The organism is Actomonas spartinae (assembly GCF_051209155.1).
Lineage (GTDB): Bacteria > Verrucomicrobiota > Verrucomicrobiia > Opitutales > Opitutaceae > Actomonas.
In genome coordinates, this window is record NZ_JBPJGB010000002.1 from 48,108 (window position 1) to 69,953 (window position 21,846).

The 21,846-nt window shown below is 66.3% G+C and carries 21 protein-coding genes; 8 read left to right on the forward strand and 13 right to left on the reverse strand.

The features are described 5' to 3' along the window. Window positions 1–60: 60 nt before the first annotated feature. From AC0MRV_RS08220 to AC0MRV_RS08255, 8 genes are read right to left on the reverse strand one after another with little or no spacing between them, the layout of a single operon-like run. Complete coding sequence (locus AC0MRV_RS08220; RefSeq protein WP_472763974.1) at window positions 61–558, reverse strand: S24/S26 family peptidase; 498 nt, start codon at window positions 556–558, stop codon at window positions 61–63. Window positions 559–563: 5 nt separating this feature from the next. Further along, the gene (locus AC0MRV_RS08225; RefSeq protein ID WP_472763975.1) at window positions 564–1,076 is read right to left on the reverse strand and encodes a hypothetical protein; all 513 of its coding nucleotides are present in this window, start codon (window positions 1,074–1,076) and stop codon (window positions 564–566) included. Further along, window positions 1,073–1,618, reverse strand: coding sequence for a type 4a pilus biogenesis protein PilO (gene pilO / locus AC0MRV_RS08230; protein WP_472763976.1), 546 nt, complete (start codon window positions 1,616–1,618; stop codon window positions 1,073–1,075). Before pilO ends, AC0MRV_RS08225 begins: the two co-directional genes overlap by 4 nt. Window positions 1,619–1,627: 9 nt before the next feature. Continuing rightward, window positions 1,628–2,218, reverse strand: a complete 591-nt coding sequence (locus AC0MRV_RS08235) for a PilN domain-containing protein (RefSeq protein ID WP_472763977.1) — start codon at window positions 2,216–2,218, stop codon at window positions 1,628–1,630. Beyond that, window positions 2,202–3,233, reverse strand: a complete 1,032-nt coding sequence (locus AC0MRV_RS08240) for a hypothetical protein (protein ID WP_472763978.1) — start codon at window positions 3,231–3,233, stop codon at window positions 2,202–2,204. Before AC0MRV_RS08240 ends, AC0MRV_RS08235 begins: the two co-directional genes overlap by 17 nt. 42 nt (window positions 3,234–3,275) lie before the next feature. Next, window positions 3,276–4,769, reverse strand: a complete 1,494-nt coding sequence (locus AC0MRV_RS08245; protein WP_472763979.1) for a DUF7305 domain-containing protein — start codon at window positions 4,767–4,769, stop codon at window positions 3,276–3,278. A 12-nt stretch (window positions 4,770–4,781) separates the two neighbouring features. Next, window positions 4,782–5,312 (reverse strand): prepilin-type N-terminal cleavage/methylation domain-containing protein, encoded by a 531-nt coding sequence (locus AC0MRV_RS08250; RefSeq protein WP_472763980.1) that lies wholly within the window; start codon window positions 5,310–5,312, stop codon window positions 4,782–4,784. Then, on the reverse strand, window positions 5,302–5,736 hold the full coding sequence (locus AC0MRV_RS08255; protein WP_472763981.1) for a hypothetical protein: 435 nt from the start codon (window positions 5,734–5,736) through the stop codon (window positions 5,302–5,304). Before AC0MRV_RS08255 ends, AC0MRV_RS08250 begins: the two co-directional genes overlap by 11 nt. Window positions 5,737–6,219: 483 nt before the next feature. On the opposite strand from AC0MRV_RS08255, the gene AC0MRV_RS08260 reads away from it, so the two are divergent. From AC0MRV_RS08260 to AC0MRV_RS08275, 4 genes are all read left to right on the forward strand, one after another. Then, a complete protein-coding gene (locus AC0MRV_RS08260; RefSeq protein WP_472763982.1) occupies window positions 6,220–6,831 on the forward strand; it encodes a flavin reductase family protein in 612 nt (203 codons plus the stop codon). Window positions 6,832–6,916: 85 nt separating this feature from the next. Further along, window positions 6,917–8,104: a hypothetical protein gene (locus AC0MRV_RS08265; protein ID WP_472763983.1), complete on the forward strand. Its 1,188-nt coding sequence runs from the start codon at window positions 6,917–6,919 to the stop codon at window positions 8,102–8,104. A gap of 97 nt (window positions 8,105–8,201) precedes the next feature. After that, on the forward strand, window positions 8,202–8,753 hold the full coding sequence (locus AC0MRV_RS08270) for an adenine phosphoribosyltransferase (RefSeq protein ID WP_472763984.1): 552 nt from the start codon (window positions 8,202–8,204) through the stop codon (window positions 8,751–8,753). A 42-nt stretch (window positions 8,754–8,795) separates the two neighbouring features. Continuing rightward, window positions 8,796–9,782, forward strand: coding sequence for a D-2-hydroxyacid dehydrogenase (locus tag AC0MRV_RS08275; protein ID WP_472763985.1), 987 nt, complete (start codon window positions 8,796–8,798; stop codon window positions 9,780–9,782). Between the two features lie 117 nt (window positions 9,783–9,899). Here the strand turns inward: AC0MRV_RS08275 and rsgA are convergent, their stop codons facing one another. Beyond that, the gene (gene rsgA / locus AC0MRV_RS08280) at window positions 9,900–10,979 is read right to left on the reverse strand and encodes a ribosome small subunit-dependent GTPase A (protein WP_472763986.1); all 1,080 of its coding nucleotides are present in this window, start codon (window positions 10,977–10,979) and stop codon (window positions 9,900–9,902) included. A 93-nt stretch (window positions 10,980–11,072) separates the two neighbouring features. Between rsgA and AC0MRV_RS08285 the strand changes: the two genes are divergently transcribed. Continuing rightward, window positions 11,073–11,900: an energy transducer TonB gene (locus AC0MRV_RS08285; protein WP_472763987.1), complete on the forward strand. Its 828-nt coding sequence runs from the start codon at window positions 11,073–11,075 to the stop codon at window positions 11,898–11,900. 395 nt (window positions 11,901–12,295) lie between these two features. Here the strand turns inward: AC0MRV_RS08285 and AC0MRV_RS08290 are convergent, their stop codons facing one another. Then, the gene (locus tag AC0MRV_RS08290) at window positions 12,296–12,589 is read right to left on the reverse strand and encodes a YhbY family RNA-binding protein (protein ID WP_472763988.1); all 294 of its coding nucleotides are present in this window, start codon (window positions 12,587–12,589) and stop codon (window positions 12,296–12,298) included. Between the two features lie 82 nt (window positions 12,590–12,671). On the opposite strand from AC0MRV_RS08290, the gene AC0MRV_RS08295 reads away from it, so the two are divergent. Next, window positions 12,672–13,322 carry a hypothetical protein gene (locus AC0MRV_RS08295; protein WP_472763989.1) on the forward strand — a complete coding sequence of 217 codons (651 nt, stop codon included), beginning with the start codon at window positions 12,672–12,674 and terminating at the stop codon, window positions 13,320–13,322. A 13-nt stretch (window positions 13,323–13,335) separates the two neighbouring features. Here AC0MRV_RS08295 and AC0MRV_RS08300 read toward each other — a convergent pair whose 3' ends face one another. Continuing rightward, complete coding sequence (locus tag AC0MRV_RS08300) at window positions 13,336–15,411, reverse strand: TonB-dependent receptor (RefSeq protein ID WP_472763990.1); 2,076 nt, start codon at window positions 15,409–15,411, stop codon at window positions 13,336–13,338. 440 nt (window positions 15,412–15,851) lie between these two features. Here AC0MRV_RS08300 and AC0MRV_RS08305 point away from each other — a divergent pair, with 440 nt between their 5' ends. After that, window positions 15,852–17,396, forward strand: coding sequence for a SulP family inorganic anion transporter (locus AC0MRV_RS08305; RefSeq protein ID WP_472763991.1), 1,545 nt, complete (start codon window positions 15,852–15,854; stop codon window positions 17,394–17,396). Between the two features lie 66 nt (window positions 17,397–17,462). Beyond that, window positions 17,463–18,542, forward strand: coding sequence for a family 20 glycosylhydrolase (locus tag AC0MRV_RS08310; protein ID WP_472763992.1), 1,080 nt, complete (start codon window positions 17,463–17,465; stop codon window positions 18,540–18,542). Between the two features lie 18 nt (window positions 18,543–18,560). Here the strand turns inward: AC0MRV_RS08310 and AC0MRV_RS08315 are convergent, their stop codons facing one another. Next, a complete protein-coding gene (locus tag AC0MRV_RS08315) occupies window positions 18,561–19,346 on the reverse strand; it encodes a M90 family metallopeptidase (protein ID WP_472763993.1) in 786 nt (261 codons plus the stop codon). An 83-nt stretch (window positions 19,347–19,429) separates the two neighbouring features. Continuing rightward, window positions 19,430–21,838, reverse strand: a complete 2,409-nt coding sequence (locus tag AC0MRV_RS08320; protein ID WP_472763994.1) for an ABC transporter permease — start codon at window positions 21,836–21,838, stop codon at window positions 19,430–19,432. Between the last annotated feature and the right edge of the window lie 8 nt (window positions 21,839–21,846).

A 21,846-nucleotide genomic window follows, 5' to 3' on the forward strand; every position in this document is an offset into this window, starting at 1 on the left:
TTAGTAAGTGACAAGTTCACGTTGGAGAAGCGGTGGGACGGGTCGGTGGGCGGTCGTTTGTCACTTAGCAAGTGACAAGTTTTTTGGGGGTCGGGGTGGGGTGGTGGTGAAGGCGGTGGTGACGACGCCGATGTAGTTGGTGGGGGTGACGCGGGTGGGGTCGATGATGCCGTCGTTGTTGACGCCGACGGCGAGCCAGCCTTGCCGGGTGGACTTGTAGAGGGCGTGGGCAATCATGCGGCCGTTGCGGGCGCGGTAGAGCACGACTTGGCCGGGTTGCAGATCGGCGTAGGGCACGGGTTCGGTCATGATCCAGGCGTCCGGTGGAATCAGGGGTTCCATGGACAGCCCGAGACCGCGCCAGGTTTGGGCGCCGGGAATGGTGGCGGCGTAGGCGTCGGCGCGGCGGGAGAGGGCGCGGTTGATCTCGCGCGGGGTCGCGGCGGGGTCGGCGAGGGTGAAGCGCTCGATGCGGGGGATGGTGACCGTGAGCGTCGGGCTGGCGCAGCCGGCGAGCAGCAGGCCGATGGCGAGGGGGAGGACGGACGCGTGTCGCAAGATCTTCAATACACGAAAATCATGCGGGCGGTGCCGTGGGAGACCGTGACTTCACCGACGCCGATCGCCTCGACCCGCAGGGGGAGCGCGACGCCGGCATATTCGATGATGGCCACGCCGCCTTCGGGAATCGGCACCTGGTTGATGACGATGTATTGGCGGTCGGAGACGGTGACGACGCCGGCCACGTGGATGACCTTGATGAGGTTGGCGAGGATGCGCTCATCCGGAGTGAGGTTGGGGTCGTCGAGACCCTCCTCCTCGGAGACGACGGTGGCCGGCAGGCTTTCGGTGGCGGGTTCGCGTTTGCGCACGAAGACATTGAACTCGGGGCCAATCTTGGCCGGCGGATCGTCGCGTTCGGCAAACAGTTCGGTGATCTTGCCGCGCACTTCCAGTTGACGGTCGGCCAGTTGGGGAATGGCGGGCGCGGGGTTGGCCTGCGCCCGCGCGCTTGCGGTGGCGAGGGTGAGGCCGGCCGCCATGGCGAGGAGGAGGTGTCGGGCGCGGCGGGTCATTTTTTGCCGAGGAGTTCGATTTCCAGTTCCATCTCGATGGAGCCTTCGGCGGCGCCGACGCGACGCATGGTGAAGCGGGAGAGGTGAAGCAGACGCGGGCCGGTTTCGAGCAGGCGGAGGAACTCGGCCACCTGGAGGAAGTCGCCGGTCACGCGCAGGTCGTAGGGGATAAGTCGATACTTGTCGTTGGCGCCAGGCTTGGAGCCGTTCTGTTGGTGCAGATCGGTCAGGCGGGTGCGGGCGCGGTTTTCGATGCTGTAGAAATACCAGAGGTTCTCGGCGAGGTTGTCCTCGATGACGAGGTTGTCCTCGGTGCGGTTGACCGCGAGTTTGACGAGGTCGAGTTCGCGCTCGAGCAGGGAGCGGTTGGCAATGACGTCGAGCAGGGAGTCGCCTTCGCGGTTGAGGTCCTCGAGTTCGCGGTCGTAGGCCTGCGCCTTGTCGATGATCCACAGGTTCGCGGCGAGCGCCGCGATGGCCACGAAGGTGCACCCCACAATGAAGGGGAAGCGTCGGATGGTCGTGAACAGGGGCTGGGACATGGCGGCGGCTCAGCGGGGGGTGAGGGTGATCTCGAAGAGCAGCCCTTCTTCGTCGTCGAAGCGTTCGAGGCCGGTGAGTTTGACGGTTTGGAAAACGGGACCGAGGACCTCGTGTTTGGCGAGTTCGCCGACCCAGTTGCCGACCAGTCGACTGGCGCGCTCGGAGTCGTCGTCGAGCTGACCGCGCACGACGAGGGCGCCCTGTTTGGTGTCGATCATGTCGACGACCATGCCGGGCGGGAGGGTCTTGGCCAACTCGACCAGAAAGGTGGTCATGGGGATCGGGTAGCTGACGAGCCGGTGGATCTCGTCGATGCGGGCGGCTTCGACGTCGTAGGCGCGTTGCAGGCGATCGATGTGGCGCACGTCGCCGTCGGCGTCGGCGATGCGGGATTCCCAGTCGGCGATGCCGTTGAGGGTGGTGTAGAGGGTGTAGCCGGACCAGGCGCAGGCGAGCAGCGCGGCGCCCGCGATGGTGCCGGCGACGAGGTTGGCGAGGAAGCGGCGGCCGACGACGGAGTCCTCGGGGAGGTCGTCGGTCAGGCGGAAGTCGAGCCGCCAATCACCGGAGGTGGGCGCTAAATCAGTCGGCTTCGCCATGGTCGAAGGTTTGAGGATTGGCCGCGAGGGCGAGGGTGGGCCACCAGTCCTCGCCTTCACCGGGCAGGGCGTCGAGCCGGAGTTGGTGGTCGGCGGCCCAGGCATCAATGTCGAGGGTCACACGGGGGAGGTCGACGGCTTCGCACATGGCCGGACCGAGCCAGGCGCGGCGGGTGGGGAGCTGGACGGGCAACATGGCGCGCACGGTGCGGCCGGTCTGGTGTTCGTAGTAGTCGAGGCAGAGCCGGAGGTGGCTGGCAAAGATGCGGAGGAGGCGCGGCAGGTTTTGACGCAGCGCGTCGTCGGGCTCGTCGAGGCGGGCGGCGGTGGCCTCCAGGTCGTCGAGTTTTAGGTCCTTTTGCGCGCTTTGGGTGAAGGTTTGCAGGCCGAAAGACACCGGCTGCTGTGGTTTCACGCCTTCGCGGTCGACGATGTAGACGGTGGTTTCCTGCTGGCCGAACTGGCAGAGAGCGACCGCCTTGCCGTCGAGGTGGGCAGTGGCATGGCGGGCGAGGGCACCGAGCAGGGGGAGCGTGTCGAGCTCGAGGCGGCGCGGGCGCAGGTGCTGTTTGAGGAGCTGGCGTTGGTGAGAGACGAGTTCGGCCCGGGGCACGCCGACGATGAGGGCGTCGACCATGGCAGTCGTGCCGGCGAGGGGACCGCCGCGCAGGGGGTCGAGCAGGCCGAGGTGCCAATCGGGGGCGGAGGCGGCACCGGCGGCGTTGCTGAGGGCGGTGCGCGCGGCGGCGAGTTGGGGGACGTTTTCCTTGAAGGGCACGTCTTCGCGCACCAGGCGGTGGCCGGCGGGGTGAAAGCCGGCGATCGCCGGAATCCAGTTTCCGGATACGGAGACATGGTCTTTGATCCACTGGCGCTGCGCGGCGGTATCGCCAGGGGGCAGCTCGGCGGCGGCGGAGACGCGCAGATCGCCGCCGTCTTTCTGCAGACGGGCCAGTCGCACGAAATGAGGCGTGCTATGGGCGAGGACGAGGCTGCGGGGAGAGCGTTCGAGCATGGGACGACGGCGCGATGGCGGACAGACGGAGCGTGGAAGAACTCAGTTGGTCATGCCAAAGACAAAGGCCGTCTCAATGCCGTTAAAATAGGCATTCTTCAAATCCCGATCAAAGTGGAAGCTGGTGCGGCCGTCGAAGAGGATGCGATCGGCCAGGATGGCGCCAAAGAGTTCACGGTCGTCGCCGCGGACGGTGAGGTCGGCCTGCGGCGAGTAGATGACGCCGTGGAAAGGGGTGGCGGTGTTGACGGTGATGGCGGTGTCCGCGTCGCTGGTGCCGATGACGGCGCAGCGGGCGGGGAGGGCGGAGCCGTTGAGGATGCCCTGGCCCCCGAGGTTGACGTTGCCGCTGACGTGGATCTCGAGCGAGGCGGTGTCGGCGATCTGGATATTGGCGGAGTCCTGCAGGGTAAGGTCACCGTCAACGACGAGGATGGTCGGACCGATCACGAGGTAGAAGGCGTCGCCGCTGAGCGCGAGGTCGGAGGCGTAGTAGATGCGGGCGACGGAGGAATCGACCTGGCCGAGCACGGTGCCGGGAGCGGGCAGGGCGGTGCCGACGCCGGAGGCGGCGGTGGTCGCGAGATCCGGTTGAAAGGGGAAGGCGATGACCCGCGCGGGATCGACGTCGACCTCTTCGTCGGTGTCGGGACCGAGCAGGCTGGCGCGGCGGCCAAAGGTGGGTTCGCGGCGACCGGAGGCGGAGGCGTAGCCGCGAACTTCGGCGCGGTGCACGATGACCCGGTTGCTGGCGACGACGGCGTCGTAGCTGCGGTTTTCGTCGGAGTAGGCGCCAAGGGAGGAGTCGTAGCTGTCGATCACGCCCTCGCGGCGGAGGCGGATGAGGCCGCGGGCGACCAAGGCATTGTGAATGGGGTGCAGGGCCTCGATCTCGGCGGTGAGGATGCGTTCGTGGATGGCGCCGTTGCCGCGTTGGTCGCGCTGGATCAGGCTGAGTTCACGACGGGTCGAACCGGCGGAGAGGCCGGTGAGGGTCATGGTGATCTCGTTCGGATCAATGATGTCCTTCACGACGGCCTCGGCGGTTTCGACGGTGTCTTCCACGACGGTTTCGGGGGAGCCATAGCTGAGCATGCCGAGCAGCCCGAAGGAATTGGTGCGGGAGGATCGTTCCATGCGCTCGCGGAAACGACGCATCATCGCTTCCCACGGGTCGACCACGGCGGGTTCCGGGCGGGGCGGGGGGATGACTTTCAGCTCCTCATCGAAGGTGAAGGGGAGGGTTTCGAGGAGGGAGTCAATATCCAGGTCGGTGACGACGCGGGTGGCGGTGTCGCCGTCGACGGTCCAGTCGGACAAGTCTGCGGAGGACACGTTGTGGAGCGTTTCCTCGAGCGTGTTGGTGGCTTCGATTTTTGCGGCGACCTCTTCGGCCTGAGCCTGGGCCTGTTGCATGGCGCTGTAAGAAACCGTGACGTAGCCCGCGAGCGAGATGGCGATCACGCTCGAGAAGCAAAGGGCGGCGAGCATGGTCGCGCCGCGTTCCTTACGTTGGCCTTGCAGTTGCATGAACATCGGCTCGGCGAATCAGAAGGTGGGGCTCGCGATCAGCATCGCCGGACCCACGAGTTGGTGAGTGGCTCCGGTGCCGAGGGTGGCGCTGCCGCTGCTCAAGGTGGCGTCGAACTCGATCCGGCGCACGACGCCCGGAAGCGTGGTGGGATCGGAGTCGGCGTCGGTGAAGGTGAAGGCGCAGGTGGTGATGTTGCGCAGCACCACGTAAGTGTGCGACGGGGCCGAGCGGGTGAGTTCGCCGGCGGCGGCGTCCCAGGTGTAGGTGACCGATTCGCTGCCACCGGTGGAGGTGGCGACGGTCAGGGTGAAGGCGTTGTTGGACAGGGCGGTGACGGCGGAGGCGAGCGCGATGTCGCGCTGGAGGGTGGCCGAGGCGGTGTTGGCCGCGTTGAGCAGGCTGGTCTCGTTGGACATGCGCACGAGGTTGCGGCCGAGGTAAGTGATGCTGCTGATGACCCCGAGGGTGATCACGGCGCCCAGACTCATCGCGATGAGCAGTTCAACCAGCGTGAAGCCGCGCGAGAAGTGCAGTTCAGAGACCATAACTCGCGTTGATGCCGTTTTTGGCGATGAGCACGTCTGCGCTGCGGGTGATGGTGGAACCGATGAAGTTGGTCCACGTGACGGTGTAAGTGACCCGGCAAAGATCGGCGGCCTCCTGCGTGACCTCGCGCCTGAGCGTCATGTCGCCGGCGACCTCGCTGAAACGCGCGGGCAGGGACAAGGTGCGTTGCGCCGGATAGGCCGCCAAAGTGGCCCAGGACTGCATGCGCGTGTCGTTGACCTCGTGGGTGAGCAGATCAGTCGCGACCGCGATGTGCCGGGAGGTATTGAGCATCTGCATACCCGACGTGATGGCGGTCAGGGTGCCCGTGATGACGAAGAGCATGACCGTGGCCGAAATAGCGACTTCCGCGAGGGTGAATCCCGCGGTGGAGCGATGTCGGTTGGAGGTCGGTGCTGGCATCTATATCAGGGTGAATACCCTAAAATGTGCCTGCCTCGTTCCTGCCTCAATTTGTGAGATTACGTAATCTGATAACGGCCGCCGACTATGCACCTGATTTATGTTCGGGAATTGGTGGTGCAGCGTTCGGGCAAACGATGCGCAGTGCCGAGGTTGGCGAGCGGCGCGAACCAGGTTGGCTGAGAGCCAGCGTCCGCCGCCTCGTGAAGAAGCAAGATTTATCCCGTAATAATCGATAAAACAGCGATTAACGTAATATCAATCATCGCGAAGCGAGGGCATTCAGGGCGTCATCGGCGACCAGGTGGTCCGCGCAAAACGCAGGCAAGTGGCACTCGCCGCGCGGACGCCCTAAATACCATAGTCTTGCATAAGGTCGTCTGATTGCGGAATGCGGTGATTACGTAAGCGGAAATCCTAGCAGAACGCCGAATATTCCGCTTCAGGTTGGCCAAGCGCGTGCCGAATACATTGAGTTTGGGCATGTTGCTCGATTTCGCCGCCCTCGAACCGCGCCACGCCTACCAGTGGATGATTTCGATGATCGTGCCTCGCCCGATTGCCTGGGTGTCGACGGTCGGACCTGAAGGTCAGGTTAACCTCGCTCCGTTTTCGTTTTTCAACGGAATCACCTCGCGACCGCCCACGATCATGTTTGTGCCGGTGACCCAAGCCGACGGCACGCCGAAGGACACCTTGCGCAATGTGGAGGCCACGCAGGAGTTCGTGGTGAACCTCGTTTCGGCGGACCTTGCGGAGCAGATGAACTCCACCGCGGCGAAGCTGCCCTACGGCGAAAGCGAATTCGAAACCTTCGGCGTCGCAGCCGCTGCCAGCGAGCGGGTGAAGGCGCCGCGCGTGGCCGCCGCGCCCATCGCGCTCGAGTGCCGCCTGCACACGATCGTGCGCATGGGCGATGAGCCGGGCGTGGCCAACTGCGTCTTTGGCCACATCCTGTGCGCGCACCTGCGTAACGATATCCTGAATACAGATGGTCGCATCGATCCGACCAAGCTCGACTTGATCGGCCGGATGGGGGGCAACGATTACTGCACCACCCGCGACCAGTTCACGATCGGCCGGCCCGGTGCCTGACTCCCCCATGCGACGATTCGCGACTTCCCTTGCGATCGGTCCCTCGCCAGTTTGAGCGCCCGTGATCGACGAAGTCTCGCCCGCCGTGTCCGCGACTGATGCCGCCGCCTCCGGAGGGGGTGGCTTCCAACCCGACGCCTGGCGCGGCGACGTCGAACGCCACCGGGTCGGGCGCACCCGAGACGGTCGTTGGTGGTGGGTGCATCCGGAGCAGGGGGCGTTGTTTGTCGCGGGTCTGGCCGGCGTCGAGCGGACTGTCGGTTCGCAGCCGGCGATCAGCCAAGTGCGCGGCTGGGGTTTCAATCTGCTCGTGCCGCCGGTGGCGGATGGTTTTTGCAGCCGCGGCCTGCCGCACCTCGTCGCCTTGGACCTGGCCCGCGCCGGGGACTGCGTGATCCGCCACTGCGGCGTGGTGCTGCCGGATGTATTTGATCAACGCTGGACGGAGGCCGTCACGCAACGGGCCGGCGTGGTGACCGCGACGGCCGGCGTGGCGGGTTACCTGGTCGACCAGGACTTGCGCTGGGGCGGCGATGCAGTGGCGGGAGAGCCCTTGCCCCGGCCCGCGCTGTTGCAGGTGTGCCTGAGCCTCGACCCCACCCACGCCGCCTATCACGCGGCCTGGGAGTTTGTGTTGGCGACGCGGCCCGGCGGCTTGAGCGATCTGGTGCGGGACTGGGGCATTCGCCTGCCCAACAAGGAGTCGCTGCGCCAGCAAACCGCGGACGACGTCGTGATCGACACCCCGGGTTTCCGCGTCGACCAAGATCGTTTTCTGCGGGAATTCTCCCAACGCTACCACCGCACCGTTTCGGAGGCGATGCGGGTCGCGGATGCCTCCCGCATGTGGCTCTGCGCCCCGCTCACGCCCGCGACGCCCGCCATCGTGCGGGCCAATGCGGCCAGCCTCGCGGGCGTGGTGCCGGTGACTGCGCCGGGACTCGGGGGTGGCCGTGCGCCGGAGCTGCTGTGGCAGGTCGATGGCGTCGATTGGGGCCGGCAGCGCCGCGCGGTGGACCCGGTGGCAATGAGCGCGCTGGAGCGGCAACTCGCCCGCACGCGTGAGACCTTGCTGGCGTGGTGTGAACAGCCGCAAGTGGTCGGCTACGTTTGGGCGCGCCACGCGGGTGGTGATCTGTCGGCGGACGGGCCGGCGTCGACGGCGCTGGTTGACGACAATGGCCGCGTCAACGAGGCACGGGTGGCACCCTTGGCGGCGTTCAACGCCAAGGCCACGGCGGTGCGATCCGCCGTCGGTTCGAGCGAGGTTTGAACGATCACGCGCACCAGCGGTCAGTGAGGAGGGTTTCCCTTGCCGCGACAGGTCGCGCGCGGGCAGTGTCGACGACCCTCTTCTGTCCCTCTTGTCCATGGAACCCAATCGCCTCGCCGCCTACTTGAAAGAGCGCATCCGCACGGTGCCCGACTGGCCCATCGCCGGGGTTAACTTTCGCGACGTCACCACCCTCTTCAATGATCCGGATGCGTTCCGGGTCATGATCGAGGCCTTCTCGCTCGATTGCTCCGCGTTGGGCGTCGATGTGATCGCAGCGATCGACGCGCGCGGCTTTATCATCGGCGGCGCGCTGGCCTACCAGTTGCACAAGCCCTTCGCGCTGGTGCGCAAGAAGGGCAAACTGCCCTACCGCACGGTCTCGGCCGACTACACCCTCGAATATGGCTCGGCCACCATCGAGATCAACGAGGACGCCTGCGCGGCCGGTCAGCGGGTGCTGCTGGTCGACGATCTCATCGCCACCGGTGGCACGCTGCTCGCTGCCGTGAAGCTGTTTGAACAGATCGGCGCCGAGGTCGCGGGCGTCGCGGCCATCATCGACCTGCCGGAGCTTGGCGGCTCGGCGAAGCTGCGCGCGGCCGGGTTGCCGGTGCACGCCTTGTGCGCATTCAACGAGGCGGAGTAACCACATTTTCACTACAACCTTCCGCTTCGTCTGCTTTTGACCATGGGACTTACGATCTGGTGCAACGCCAAGTTTGATGACGCTGCCACGGCGCATCTCGAACAAACCCTCGCCGCGCGCGGCCATCGCCTCATCTGGGCGGCGCAGTCCAGTGCTTCCGTGCTCGATGCAGGGGGCGAAGACCCGACCCTCGACGCAGCCGACATCGCGTTTGGCCAGCCCGATGCGGGGCAGTGCCAACGCTCGGCGAAGCTGCGTTGGCTGGAGGTGACGACGGCCGGCTACACGCGCTACGATACGGCCGATTTCAAAGAAACGCTGACCGCTCGCGACAGCGTGTTCACCAACATGTCGGGCGTCTTCTGCGAGCCCTGTGCACAGCACCTGCTCGCCATGATGCTGGCCCTCGCGCGGCAGCTGCCGCAGTCGTGGTCCGATCAGCATCAGGACGAGCCGGGTTGGGCGTATTATCCGCGCCGCGCCGCTTCGCACCTGCTGGGCGGGCAGACGGTGTTGTTGCTGAGCTACGGCGCGATCGCGCGACGCCTGGTGGAGTTGCTCCAGCCCTTCGGTATGAAGGTCTACGCGCTGCGTCGCCGCACCTATAGCGAACGCGGCGTGCACATCATCGCAGAGGATCGACTCAGCGCCGTGCTGCCCGAGGTCGACCACCTCGTGAACATCCTGCCGGAAAACGAAGCGACGCATCACTTCGTCAACGCCCGCCGCCTCGCCCAGCTGAAGCCCAGCGCCCGTTTCTACAACATCGGTCGCGGCACGACGGTCGACCAGATCGCACTGATGGAGGCGTTGAACAGCGGCAAACTCGACGCGGCTTACCTCGACGTGATGGACCCGGAACCCTTGCCGCCGGAGCATCCCCTGTGGCGCACCAAGAACTGCTTCATCACGCCGCACACCGGTGGCGGCCGCAGCGATCAGGACCAGGCGATCATCGGCCACTTCCTCGGCAACCTCGCCGCATTCGAGCGCGGCGAACGGGACGCGATGGTGAACCGGATTGTGTGAGGCAAGGCGCGCGAACTGAGGGGCAGGGAACCGGGGTCACCGACCCCGGCTACAGCGAGGTGCTGTCGGTTGTTCTGTAGCCGGGGTCGGTGACCCCGGTCGCGGGCACTGCTCGACTCAATCGTCGGGGGTGATGCGGCGGCCGCCGCGTTTGGGCTCGAAGGCCTTTTTGCGCCAGCCCGGTTTGTTGGCGACGGCGCGGGATGCTTTGGGAGCGGCGGTCTTGGGGGCGTGGTCGCCGGTGATCTTCAGGTAGTGGATGTAGCGCTCGGGATCGAGTCGGCCGTCGGCCAGGGCGGCCTGGATGGCGCAACCGGGTTCGGACTCGTGTTGGCAGTCGGAGAAGCGGCAGTGGCAGGCGAGATCGACGATGTCGGTGAAGGCCTCGGTCACGCCGTCGGCCGATTCCCAAAGCTGGAGTTCGCGGAGGCCAGGGGTGTCGATGAGCAGCGCGCCGCCGGGGGTGCGCACGAGTTCGCGGCGGGTGGTGGTGTGGCGGCCCTTGCTGTCCTTCTCGCGCACTTCGCCGGTGGGCAGGAAATCGTCCTGGCTGAGCAGGTTGGCGAGGGTCGATTTGCCCACGCCGGAGGAGCCGAGCAGAGCAAGGGTGACGCCGGGAGCGGCGAGTTTGCGCAACTCACCGAGTCCGCGGCGGCGGGTCGTGTTGGTGAGGATGACGCGGACGCCGGGGACGAGTTGTTCAATTTCGGCCTTCACCGCCTCGGGCTCCGGATGCACGTCACTTTTGTTGAGCACGATGACGGGTTCGGCGCCGCTCTCGCGGGCGGCGACGAGGAAGCGTTGGATGCGCGCCGGGTTGTGGTTGCGGTCGAGCCCGCTCACCAGAAGCACGTAGTCGATGTTGGCGGCGACGACTTGCTCGATGTCCTCTTCACCGGCGGCGCGACGGGAGAACTTGGTCCGGCGCGGGAGCACCGCGTGGATGTCGACGCGTTTGCCATCGCTGCGATGGCTGATCGCCACCCAATCGCCGACCGCCGGGAACGCACTCGTTTCGGCATGGCGGTGAAAAAAGCCGCCGCGGCATTCGCCGAGCCATTCTTTGTCGACGTCCTGCACCGCGTAGAACTTCCGGCGCAGCTCGCACACCACCCGCGCCGGTTGGTGACCGGCCGCGGCGTGGGGGGCGAAGGATTCCGCCCACAGATCGTTCCATCCGAATTGCTCAAGCGACATGTGCGAAGCGTAATTTGTGTCCGGGCCAAGGGGTGCGTGGCAATGGACAAACCATGCGGTAAGAGAACGGCCGTTGTGTCGTATACTTCAACCATGACAACACAGCTCCCGACCGTTCCGCCGGCGGTGGTGCGAGCTGGCTCCAGAAGCAAGAAAGCCCCCGCCGCAATCCGCCCGCTTCCGCGGGCAAACCCCTCGCTCGATCGCCCCGATTGGCGCTACGAACCCGCCCTGCCGCTCACCGGCATCCCGTGGTCCGCGTTGATCGTGTCCGGTGCCGCCCACCTGGTGGTGCTGCTCGGATTCAACAATCCTCCCGCCCCCGAAGTCGTCGACACCGGGGTGCAGGAACTCGCCGTGGTCTTCATGGAAATGCCCCCCATCGAGGACCTCGAAGAACCCGACAAGGTGTTCGATCCCGACGCCGCGCAACAGGAGGAACTCGACCCGGGGGCCTACGTGCCCATGCAGTCCGACGTGCCCTCCATCGTGACCGACGCGACGTTCGTGCAGAAGCTCGACTTCCAGTCGCTGTTGCCGAAACCCGACTTCGATGCGGCCAAGGTGGTCAGCATCCCGTCGCGCATCGCGCACGGCAAAGTGAGCCCCAATCAAATCAAAGATCTTTTCGACCTGGGTGATCTCGACCGCGTGCCGGTCCCGCTGCTCCAGCAGCCGCCGGTCTTCCCCGGCCACCTCAAGCACGAGGTGCGCGAGGCCGAGGTCGTGGTCGACTTCATTGTAGGCGCCGATGGCAAGGTCCCCTGGGCCAAGGTGTATTCATCGACGCATCGCGGTTTCGAGGATGCGGCGGTCCTCGGAGTTTCCCGCTGGCAGTTCCGCCCCGGCATGAAGAATGGCCGCAAGGTCGCGACGCGCATGCGCGTGCCGCTGAAATTCCGGGTCGTCGACGACGACTAGGCTCCCCCACGCGAGCCCTCGTCCCCCGCCACGGGAAAGTGTCAACGAGGCGTCGGACCCCAGATCGGGTCCGGCGCCTCCTTCGTTTTTCAGCAGGTGGCGGCAACGCGTCCGATCTGCGCAAGGTTGCGTATGGCGGGTGCGCGTGGTTCCCGCTAGACTCGGGACGTTAGTGGTTCTGGTTCCTAGTTTGCCGACTGGCCTGCCGGCCTGCTCCGGCGCCCCCTTTCGTCCTGCTGGCGTGGGACGAGAGTCGAGTCGAGCCGCGCCCTGCTTCGTGCGGGGTGCGGCTCATAGGCGAAGGGTGGTGACCGGGCTCACCGAGCCCGCCTTCAGCGATCCGGCGGGCCACCTGTGGCCGGGGTCGTTGACCCCGGTCTGGCCGTTGGCTTGTGCTACTGTTCGGCGTCGGGAATCGGCCGGTAGAGCAGCGCGGTGCGTCCGACCGTCCCGACCAGTGCACTGTTGGTGGCGGCGGCGAGTTCGGTAAAGAGCGCCTCGCGGGCCTTGCGGTCGGTTTCGCCGGCGCGGACCTTGATCAGGCCGTTGCGCGTGAGCTGGCTGTCCAGCTCCTTGGTCACCGTCGCGGTGATGCCCTCACGGCCGAGCGTGACGCTGGCTTCCAGCAGTTGGCCTTCGCCGCGCAGGGCGCGACGTTCGGCGCCGGTGAGGGTGGGAACTTGAGTCATGGGCGATGAGCGGAACTTCAATCCGAGGCGTCGTCAACATGGGCGATGGACGAAGACGAGCCGGTATGGCTACGCTCCGCGCATGTTCGTCGGACACTTTGGAATGGGCTTCGGCCTCAAGCGCTGGGCGCCCGCCGTTTCCTTGGGCACGCTGTTTTTGGCGACTCAACTCGTCGATCTGGTCTGGCCCACGTTCCTGCTATTGGGCGTGGAGCAGGTGAACATCGCGCCCGGGATCACACGTATGACGCCGCTGGATTTTGTGCACTATCCCTACACGCACAGCCTGCTGGCCGGCGCGTTGTGGGCGGCGCTGTTTGGCGGGATCTACTGGTTGCTGGCCAAGTCCCCGCGCGCGGCGGTGGTCTGTGCGGTCGGGGTGATCAGCCACTGGGTGCTCGATCTGTTGGTGCATCGACCGGACCTGCCGCTGGTGCCGGGCGGCGGGCCGATGGTGGGTTTAGGGGCGTGGAATTCTCCGGCGCTGACAGTGTTGCTGGAGTTTCTGTTTTTTGGCGGCGGCCTGTGGCTCTACCTGCGGGCGACGGCTGCGCGCGATCGGGTGGGGCGGTGGGGATTGGCGGGTTTGGTTGCCTTCCTGGTCGTGATCGAAATCAGCAACCTCACCGGGCCACCGCCGCCGTCGGTCACGGCGATCGCGGTTGTGGGGCACGCCCAGTGGCTGCTCGTCTTGTGGGGTTGGTGGGTGGACAAGCACCGCGAGGCGCGGTGAGGTCGCCGCGAGATCACCAGGTCCAGCGCAGGCCTGCGCGGGTGAAGCGCGGGGTGCCGAGGTCGTAGAGTCCTTCAGGCGTGCGGCGCGTGACGACGGTTTCGTCGAAGAGGTTTTCCACCGCGGCGAAGACCTCGCGGCCATCCGCGATGCGGTAGGCGACGCGGAGGTCGATCGTCGTGACGGCGTCCAACACGAGCGTGTTGGCGTCATCTTCAAACGCGTCGCTCACGTAGCGCAGTTGGGCGCCGAGGCGGAGTGGGGTGACGGGTTGCCAGTCGGCGCCAAACACGAAGGTGTGTTGCGGCACCTGCGGCAGGGTCTTGGCCGAGCCGTGATCGGTCGCATCGCTGTAAAGGTAATCGGCCCGCAATGTGAGGCTGGGGTCAGGGCGAAGGGTGGCGGCGAACTCGAAGCCATTGACGTCGACGCGGTCGAGGTTCTCCCGGCGCCGACCGAGTCCGCCGGCCGGCACAAATCCCACGCCCGGCACCACGCCCGGGCCGGCGCCGAGGGTGACGTTGGCCACGGCGTCCTCGAGGCGGTTGGTGAAGGCGCTCACGCGCAGGTTGGCGGTGGGGGTGCCGAAGGTCGTGCCGATCTCCGCGCCCCGCAGGGACTCGGGCGCGAGGTTGGGGTTGGCTTCGGTGATGGTGCTGCCCACCCGGAAAGGGCGGTAGAGCTCGTTGAGGGTGGGCAGGCGGAAAGCGCTGTAGGCGGCGGCGTGCCAGCGCCACTGCGGCGTCGCCTGCCACACGAGTCCGGCGCGCGGGCTGAACTCGTATCCGTTCCGGTCCGACAAGGTGTCTTTGCGCACGACGGCGCCGGTGGTGCGGTCGGTCTCGATACGGTAGGGATCGGTCAGCGCCCAGCGGTCGAGTCGGGCGGAAACACTGCCGCGCCAACCCGGTGCGAGGACGCGGTCGTGATGGGCAAACACGCCGGCGAAGGTCTGGGTGCCGCCGGCGTGGCGCTCGCGACTGAACTCGTTGCCGACGCGAAAGTAGCGTTCGCCGGTCTCGCCGTCGACCCAACGCACGTCGGCGCCGACGGTGGTGGTTTGGTCGGCGTCGGACCAGGTGGCGGTGGCCGCGGCACCGGCGGCGTCGGCTGGCACCGCGAACTGGTCGAGCACCGGTGTCTCGGCGTCGCGCGCGTCGGTGACGGAGGTGAAGAGGTTGGAGAACTCCTGTGTCTGCACGTAGGCGGTGGCGGACCAGTCAGCCACGTCGCCGAACAGATCGCGACGACCGTTGGCGCTGGCGGCGAGCAGCGCCTCGCGGGTGCGGTTACGTTGCAGCGGCGTGCCGTTGCCGCGTTCTTCGGTGAACACGCGGGCGGTGATCGTGCCACGGGTGCCGGCCTCGGTGGTGCGGGCCCAGCTGAGTTGCAGCATGCCTTGGTCGAGGTCGGTGGGTCGGTCGATCGGTCCCGCCCAGCCGGGCGCGGTGCGGGCAAAACCGTCGGAGTGAAACGCGCGGGCGTTTATGCTGATGCTATCGGCGCCACGGACCGTTGTGTGGGCGAGTTCGCCGGACACCGTGCCGAAGTCACCGGCCTCGACCTGTATCTGCGTGGAGGATACGCGGGCGGCATCGGGCAACGCGGTGGCGCTCAACAACTGCACGGTGCCGCCGAGGGCGGCGCTGCCCCAGGCGCTGGAACCGCCGCCGCGCACGATCTCGGCGCCGGCGAGGGAGAGGCGCGGGGCCTTGGTCCAGGCCACCCACCCGCCGAAGGGATCGTTGAGCGGAATGCCGTCGACCAGCACGAGGGTGCGCCCGGCGCCGTTGGGGCCGAGGTTGCGCAGCGAGACGCCTTGGGCGGTGGGGTTGGCCGAGAGGCTGCCCTGCCGGCGAAAGAGCGAGAAGGCGGCTGAGCTCTTGAGGGCGTCGTCGATCGTGAGGGTGGCGCCGTTGTTGAGCTGGTCGGCCGCGAACACATCAACCGCGACCGGCAGGGCCGAAAGTGGCTGCGGCGCGCGGGTGGCGGTGACGACGAGCGGATCGAGCAAGGTCGCTTGCGCGGAGAGCACGGGTGCGAGCGACAGCACGCAGGAAATGAAAATGGAGGCGCGGGGAAGCGTCATGGAGCGGGAAACATTCTGGCCGAGTGGCCGGCGGGTCAACTGGAGCCCCGCGAAGCGGTCCGCTGCACGTCAAGCCGCCCTTCTGCCCCCGCCCGCCGCAACCCGACAGGTCACACCGGCCAATTGTAACCTAATAGGTGACAAATTATTCAGCCTTCAGCGGCCCCTTCCAGTCGTGAGCGGAGGTAAAAGTGTCACCTAATAGGTTACACTTTTCGGGATGCTGTGAGAGGTGGCGGTGAGCGGCGGATTCGGGGGTGACGGTGGTTAAAGGATTGCGTTGGGCAGGGGTGGGGGCCTTGCTGCGCGGCTCGTTGCGTGCCTGCGGCGAGTCGCTTCTTACCCACCCAGCTTCACATTTCCATCACACCGCCCTCGCGAGGGCGCAGGCGTCGACCCCAACGTCGGCGCGTTTTGTTGGGGGCATTCGACCTCACAACATGACCAATCCTTTTCGTAAGAAACGCGGCAACTTTAAGGACGATGCGCTCTCCGGGCTCACCGTTGCGCTGGCGCTCGTGCCCGAGGCGATCGCCTTCGCCTTTGTGGCCGGGGTGCCGCCGCTGGTCGGGCTTTATGCGGCCTTTTTCATGGGCTTCATCACGGCGGCCTTTGGCGGGCGGCCGGGTATGATCTCAGGCGCGACCGGTGCGATGGCCGTGGTCATGGTCGCGCTGGTGCAGGAGGGCAATTTGCGCGGCGGCGAGGGCGCGGGCCTCGAGTTCCTTTTCGCGACGGTGATTCTGACTGGCGTGATCCAGATGTTGGTGGGAGCGCTGCAACTGGGTCGCCTCATCCGGCTGGTGCCCCACCCGGTGATGATGGGTTTCGTGAACGGGCTCGCAATCGTGATCTTCCTGGCGCAGCTCGACATGTTCAAGGAGCGCAACGGCGCGGAGGTGGGCGACTGGCTGAGCGGCAGTGCGCTGTGGATCATGCTCGGCCTGGTCGTGCTCACGATGGCGATCATCCATTTCCTGCCCAGGTTCACCAAGGCCGTGCCGTCATCGCTGGCGGCCATCCTGGTGGTGGCGGGCATCGCCTTCCTCGGCGTGAACACGCAGGTGGTCGGCGACCTCGCCACCGTGCAGGGCGGCCTGCCGCAACTGCACCTGCCGAACGTGGCGTTCAACTGGGAGACGCTGTCGTTCATTTTCCCCTACGCGGCGATTCTGGCCTCGGTCGGTTTGATCGAGTCGTTGATGACCCTCCAGCTGGTTGACGAACTCACCGAGACGCGCGGCAAGGGTAACCGCGAGTGCATCGCGCAGGGTGCGGCCAACCTGGTGAGCGGTTTCTTTCAGAGCATGGGCGGTTGCGCGATGATCGGGCAGAGCTTGATCAACATCCGCTCCGGCGGCCGGGGTCGCACCTCCGGCATCGTGGCGGCGGTCGGCCTGTTGGTTTTCATTCTGGTGGGGGCGCCATTCATTGACCGCATTCCGATCGCGGCGCTCACCGGCGTGATGTTCATGGTGGTCATCGGCACCTTCGAGTGGGCGACTTTCAACACCTTCGGTAAGGTGCCGAAGAGCGATATCCTGGTGATCGCGATTGTGACGGGCGTGACGGTTTACGCCGACCTTGCCATCGCGGTGCTGGTGGGGGTGTTGGTGTCGGCCCTGGTGTTTGCCTGGAAGAGCGCGCAGCACGTGCGGCTCGTGACGATCGCGGACACGCATCAGCAGCGCACCTACCTGCTGAGTGGCTTGTTGTATTTTGGCTCGGTGCGCGAATTCGCCGAGCAGTTTAAGCCGAGTGAAGATCCGGATGACGTGGTGATCGATTGTCGGGACACGCGCGTGTGTGACCTGTCTGGCCTCGAGGCGATCAACGCGCTGGCCGAACGCTACCGCAAGGTCGGCAAGACCCTGCACCTGCGCCACCTCTCGCCGGACTGTCGCATCATGCTGCAGAACGCCGGCAACCTGGTCGATGTGCAGGTGATGGACGACGACCCGCACTACTCGGTGGCCCGCATCTGAGGTGACGAACAGCGGTTGCGTGCTGGCCGGACGGCGGCTGGGATGCTCCGCGTCCCCTCCGCCCCGATGCTGCCCCGAACCTTGTTGCCCCTCGGCGTCGCGCTTGCGCTGACGCTTTCCCTCTCCGCTGCCCGGGCCGAACTGAGGGGCTTTGCCATCGCGGCGCCAAATCCCGCTGGGGTGGAGCGGTTCGTTGCCTTCATCGAGCAGGAACTGGCACCGCGGGCAATCAACACACTCGTGCTGCGCGTCGACTTCCGTTACGAGTTCGAGAGTCACCCGGAGCTGCGGGACGAAAATCCGCTGACGGCGCAGCAGGTGGCGCGGATTGCGGCGGTTTGCCGGCAGCACGGGATCCGCGTGGTGCCGCAGATCAGTTTGCTCGGCCATCAGTCCTGGCATTCGGAACTGGGGCGCCTGCTCACGGTGTATCCGCAGTTTGACGAGACGCCGGACATCACCCTGCCGGAGACCTACAAGTGGCCCAATCCGGACGGCCTCTATTGCAAGGGTTATTGCCCGCGGCATCCCGATCTCCACGCCATCGTGTTCGCGGTGGTGGACGAGATCGTCGCGGCCTTTGGCGCAGATGCCTTTCACGCGGGCATGGACGAGGTTTTCTATTTCGGTGACGACGATTGCCCGCGTTGCGGCGGTCACAACAAAGCCGAGCTCTTCGCTGCGGAGGTGACCCGCATCCGTGACCACTTGGCGAAACAGGGTCGCGAGTTGTGGATCTGGGGTGATCGGCTGATCGACGGCGACACCACGGGCATCGGGATGTGGGAAGGCAGCACCAACGGCACGCATCCGGCGATCGACCTCATCCCGCGCGACGTGGTGATCTGTGACTGGCACTACGAGCGGGCTGAGCCAACCGCAGCGCTCTTTGCGTTGAAGGGCCTGCGGGTCGTCACCTGCTCATGGAATCGGCCAGCGGTGGGGGCAGCGCAGGTGGCAGCCTACCGACAATTTCAGCAGGACGCCAACCCGGTGCTGGCCGAGCGTTACCTCGGGTTCATGCACACGGTCTGGACCTCGGCCGATCAGTTTCTGGGCGCGTATGACGGGACGATTGAGACCGACGAAAGCTTGCGCGGTCAGGTCGAGTGTTTCCACGCGATGTTTGATGCGCTGGCGCTGTAGCGTTGCGCTGCGGCGGTATCAACCGCGCGAATACCATTGCTGCGGATCGAGGCGGTAGTAGGCCTCCAGTTCGGCGTAGAGGTCGGGGCGTTTGCGGGCGAGTTGGCGCGGTTTTTCGAAGAAGGCCTCGGTGGCGACGGCGAAGAACTCGGCGGCGTTGGTGGCGCCGTATTTGTCGAGCACGGTGCGTTTGCCCTTGGCGGCGAGTTGCTCGAGGCGGGCGTGTCCGTCGGTCATGATCTCGGTCCAGCGGGCGTAGCGCGCGGGGTCGAGCAGGTGAGGCGTGCCATCGCCGCGGCCGTCGGCCTGGTCGAGTTGGTGGGCGAATTCGTGCAACGTCACGTTGTGGCCGTCGCGGGTGTTGCGGGCGCCGCTGAGCACGGCGTCCCAGGCCAGCACGATGGTGCCGTTGGACCAGGACTCGCCGAGGCGGGTGACCTCGCGTTCCATGACCACCCCCATGCCGCGGGCGACCTGTTCGCGAACGCGGTAGGCGCCCGGGTAAACGAGGATGGTGCGGAGCTTGGGGAAGGGCGGACCGGGCAGGTTGAGCGTGAGCACGCAGGCCTGGCCGGCGATGGTGAGCACCATCTCGTCGGTGAGCTTGAGGCCGCCGCAGCCCTCGAAGTGTTTGTGCCGCACGAAATGCGTGATCTGCATGTGCAGCCGCTCCCGCAGGCCGGACGGCAGCAGCACGTAGAGCGGCACGTTGGTGGTCAGAATGGCGACCCACTCGGGTTTGAATTCGAGTGGACCGGGGTCGGGGGGATTCAGCCAGGCGGCGAGGCGGGCCCAGAAACTCATGCGCCGGCAGGCAACGATGAGTTTTCGCAGAAGGCAACGAAGAGCGCGAAGTCGGTCCGGCGCGAGGCAGGCCGGCAGCGTGGTCAGTCGATGCGCAGCGCGATCATGGGGTCGAGACGGGAGGCGCGCCAGGCGGGTATCAGCGTGGCCACTGCGGTGGCAATGGCGACGGCGCCGGTGGCGAGCAGCACGGGCATGACGGTGACGCCGTCCATGTCGTAGACGATCGACTCCAACACCTTGGCGAGGGCGAAAACGCCGGCGATGCCGAGGGCGACGCCGATGAGGACCCAGCGCAGTCCCTGACTGAAGATCAGGCCGAGGATGTCGCCCTTGAGCGCGCCGATGGCCATGCGGACACCGATCTCGCGGGTGCGTTGCACGACGTGATAGGACAGGGTCCCGTAGAGGCCGACCGCGACGAGGCCGAGGGCGATGCCCATGAAGAAGTTCACCAGGCCGGCCATCACGCGCTGGCCTTGGGTGGAGTCGAGCACGACCTGGTTGAGCGTGCGCGGGTCCTCGATGGCGAGCTCGGGGTCGAAGTCGGCGATGACGGCGCGCACTTGGGGGATGAGGGCGGCGGCGGGTTGCGGCGAACGCAGGTTGAGGTGCACGCGGTTGCCCCAGTGGCCGGGCGGCGTGGTATACATTTCCGGCTGCATGGGCGCGGCGGCGCCCCATTGCCGCACGTCTTCAACGACACCGACGACAGTGGCGGTATACCACGGGTCGGCGGGTTGGTTGGCGCGGAAGACCTGGCCGATCGGGTCCCGGTCGGGCCACGCGCGCTCCACGAACGTGCGGTTGACGACCACCCCGAGTCGGCCGCCCTCCTGCATGTCGTCTTCGGGGCGGAGGAGGCGGCCCTGCAGGAGCTTGAGCCCCATGGTGTCGAAGTAGTCGAAGGTGACCGACGAACGCTCGACCTGGGTGCGGCGCTGGGTGGGATCATAGACCTCATCGTTGACGAGGGCGTTGGTGTTGCTGCCGCCCTGGAGGGGCAGTTTGGAGGTGAGCCCAACGTGGCTGACCCCGGGAATGGCGGCGAGGCGGCGCTCAAGTTCCTCCCAGGCGGCGACGCGTTGTTCGTTCTCTTCGTAGCGATCGCCGCGGAGGGTGAGTTTCGCGGTGATGACCTTGTCGGTGGCGAGGGTTTGGTTTTCGGCCAGCAGCTTGAGGTAGGCGTTGGAGAAGAGCACCGCGCCGTTGGCGAGCACGAAGGCGACGGCGATCTGGCCGATGACGAGGGCGCGCAGCATGTGGTGGCGGGACTTGGAACCGACGGCGCCACGGGCGTCGGTGCGGATGACGGTGTTGAGCGAGGTGCGCACGGCCGCCAGCGCGGGAGGCACGCCAGCCAGCAGCGAAGTGAGCGCGGTGGCGCCGAGGGCGAAGAGCAACACGCTGCCATCCAGACTCATGGCGGCGCGGCGGGCTTCGCTGATCGGGGCGATGGTCTTGAGCACGGCGATGCCGCCGTAGCTGATGAACAGACCGCCGATCGCGCCCGCCAGCGCAAGGGCGAGGCTTTCGGTGAGGGCGAGGCGAATGAGGTCGCCGCGGGTGGCACCGAGGGCGACGCGCACCGCATATTCGCCCTGACGGCGGGCATTGCGGGCGAGCAGCATCGAAGCGACGTTGGCGCAGGCCACGAGCAGCACGAGGGCGACGGCGCCGAAGAGCATCCAGACCTGCGAACCGATGTCCTTGGTCATCTCGTAGCGCAGCGAGCGAACGAGAAACTTTTTGTCGGTGTTGGAGTTGGGATAGAGTTCCGAGAGGCGCCGGCCGATGGTTTTGATCTCGGCGTCGGCGGCCTCGACGGACAGGCCGGGTTTCAGGCGCGCGACGCTGGTGAGCCAATGGCTGTCGCGGTTGTCGCCGCTGTGGTTGAGGTAGGTGATGGGGGTGAATACCTTTACTTCCTCGGTGCGCACCCAGGGGCCGGAAAACTCAAACTCCGGCGGCATGATGCCAATGACGGTGACATCGCCGCCGTTGAGGCGGATGGTGCTGCCGACGAGGTCGGGTTTGCCCGAGAAGGCGCTTTGCCAGAGGCCGTAGCTGATGACGGCGACCGGCGGAGCGCCCTCGACCTCGTCGGTGGGTTCGATCAGGCGGCCGCGAATCGGCCGAAGACCGAAGGCGTCGAGCACGCCGTGGGTGGTGCTCACGCCGGCGACAACCTGAGCGTTGCGCTCACCGAGGTTGACCGACTCGGGCGAGTAGACGCCAAAGGTTTCGAAGGACGATGACTGGTCGTGGAGGTCGACGAAATCGGCGGGCGAGAGCGGCCAACCATCGCCCGACCACACCATGACGAGACGATCCGACTCCGGGTAGTCGAAGGGGTGCACGACCAAGGCGCGCAGGGCGCTGAACATCGACGTGGCGGAGCCGATGCCGACGGCAAGGGTCAGGGTGGCGACGAGGGCAAAACCGCGGGCGGAGCGGAGATTGCGAAGGGCGAGGCGAAGATCGTTGAGCATGGCGGGTA

Excerpts from the sequence above, each read along its gene's own strand:
- AC0MRV_RS08225 (WP_472763975.1), bottom strand. The coding sequence starts at position 1,076 with ATGACCCGCCGCGCCCGACACCTCCTCCTCGCCATGGCGGCCGGCCTC.
- pilO (WP_472763976.1), bottom strand. The coding sequence starts at position 1,618 with ATGTCCCAGCCCCTGTTCACGACCATCCGACGCTTCCCCTTCATTGTG.
- AC0MRV_RS08235 (WP_472763977.1), bottom strand. The coding sequence starts at position 2,218 with ATGGCGAAGCCGACTGATTTAGCGCCCACCTCCGGTGATTGGCGGCTC.
- AC0MRV_RS08240 (WP_472763978.1), bottom strand. The coding sequence starts at position 3,233 with ATGCTCGAACGCTCTCCCCGCAGCCTCGTCCTCGCCCATAGCACGCCT.
- AC0MRV_RS08245 (WP_472763979.1), bottom strand. The coding sequence starts at position 4,769 with ATGTTCATGCAACTGCAAGGCCAACGTAAGGAACGCGGCGCGACCATG.
- AC0MRV_RS08250 (WP_472763980.1), bottom strand. The coding sequence starts at position 5,312 with ATGGTCTCTGAACTGCACTTCTCGCGCGGCTTCACGCTGGTTGAACTG.
- AC0MRV_RS08255 (WP_472763981.1), bottom strand. The coding sequence starts at position 5,736 with ATGCCAGCACCGACCTCCAACCGACATCGCTCCACCGCGGGATTCACC.
- AC0MRV_RS08260 (WP_472763982.1), top strand. The coding sequence starts at position 6,220 with ATGTTGCTCGATTTCGCCGCCCTCGAACCGCGCCACGCCTACCAGTGG.
- AC0MRV_RS08270 (WP_472763984.1), top strand. The coding sequence starts at position 8,202 with ATGGAACCCAATCGCCTCGCCGCCTACTTGAAAGAGCGCATCCGCACG.
- AC0MRV_RS08275 (WP_472763985.1), top strand. The coding sequence starts at position 8,796 with ATGGGACTTACGATCTGGTGCAACGCCAAGTTTGATGACGCTGCCACG.
- rsgA (WP_472763986.1), bottom strand. The coding sequence starts at position 10,979 with ATGTCGCTTGAGCAATTCGGATGGAACGATCTGTGGGCGGAATCCTTC.
- AC0MRV_RS08285 (WP_472763987.1), top strand. The coding sequence starts at position 11,073 with ATGACAACACAGCTCCCGACCGTTCCGCCGGCGGTGGTGCGAGCTGGC.
- AC0MRV_RS08290 (WP_472763988.1), bottom strand. The coding sequence starts at position 12,589 with ATGACTCAAGTTCCCACCCTCACCGGCGCCGAACGTCGCGCCCTGCGC.
- AC0MRV_RS08295 (WP_472763989.1), top strand. The coding sequence starts at position 12,672 with ATGTTCGTCGGACACTTTGGAATGGGCTTCGGCCTCAAGCGCTGGGCG.
- AC0MRV_RS08300 (WP_472763990.1), bottom strand. The coding sequence starts at position 15,411 with ATGACGCTTCCCCGCGCCTCCATTTTCATTTCCTGCGTGCTGTCGCTC.
- AC0MRV_RS08305 (WP_472763991.1), top strand. The coding sequence starts at position 15,852 with ATGACCAATCCTTTTCGTAAGAAACGCGGCAACTTTAAGGACGATGCG.
- AC0MRV_RS08310 (WP_472763992.1), top strand. The coding sequence starts at position 17,463 with ATGCTGCCCCGAACCTTGTTGCCCCTCGGCGTCGCGCTTGCGCTGACG.
- AC0MRV_RS08315 (WP_472763993.1), bottom strand. The coding sequence starts at position 19,346 with ATGAGTTTCTGGGCCCGCCTCGCCGCCTGGCTGAATCCCCCCGACCCC.
- AC0MRV_RS08320 (WP_472763994.1), bottom strand. The coding sequence starts at position 21,838 with ATGCTCAACGATCTTCGCCTCGCCCTTCGCAATCTCCGCTCCGCCCGC.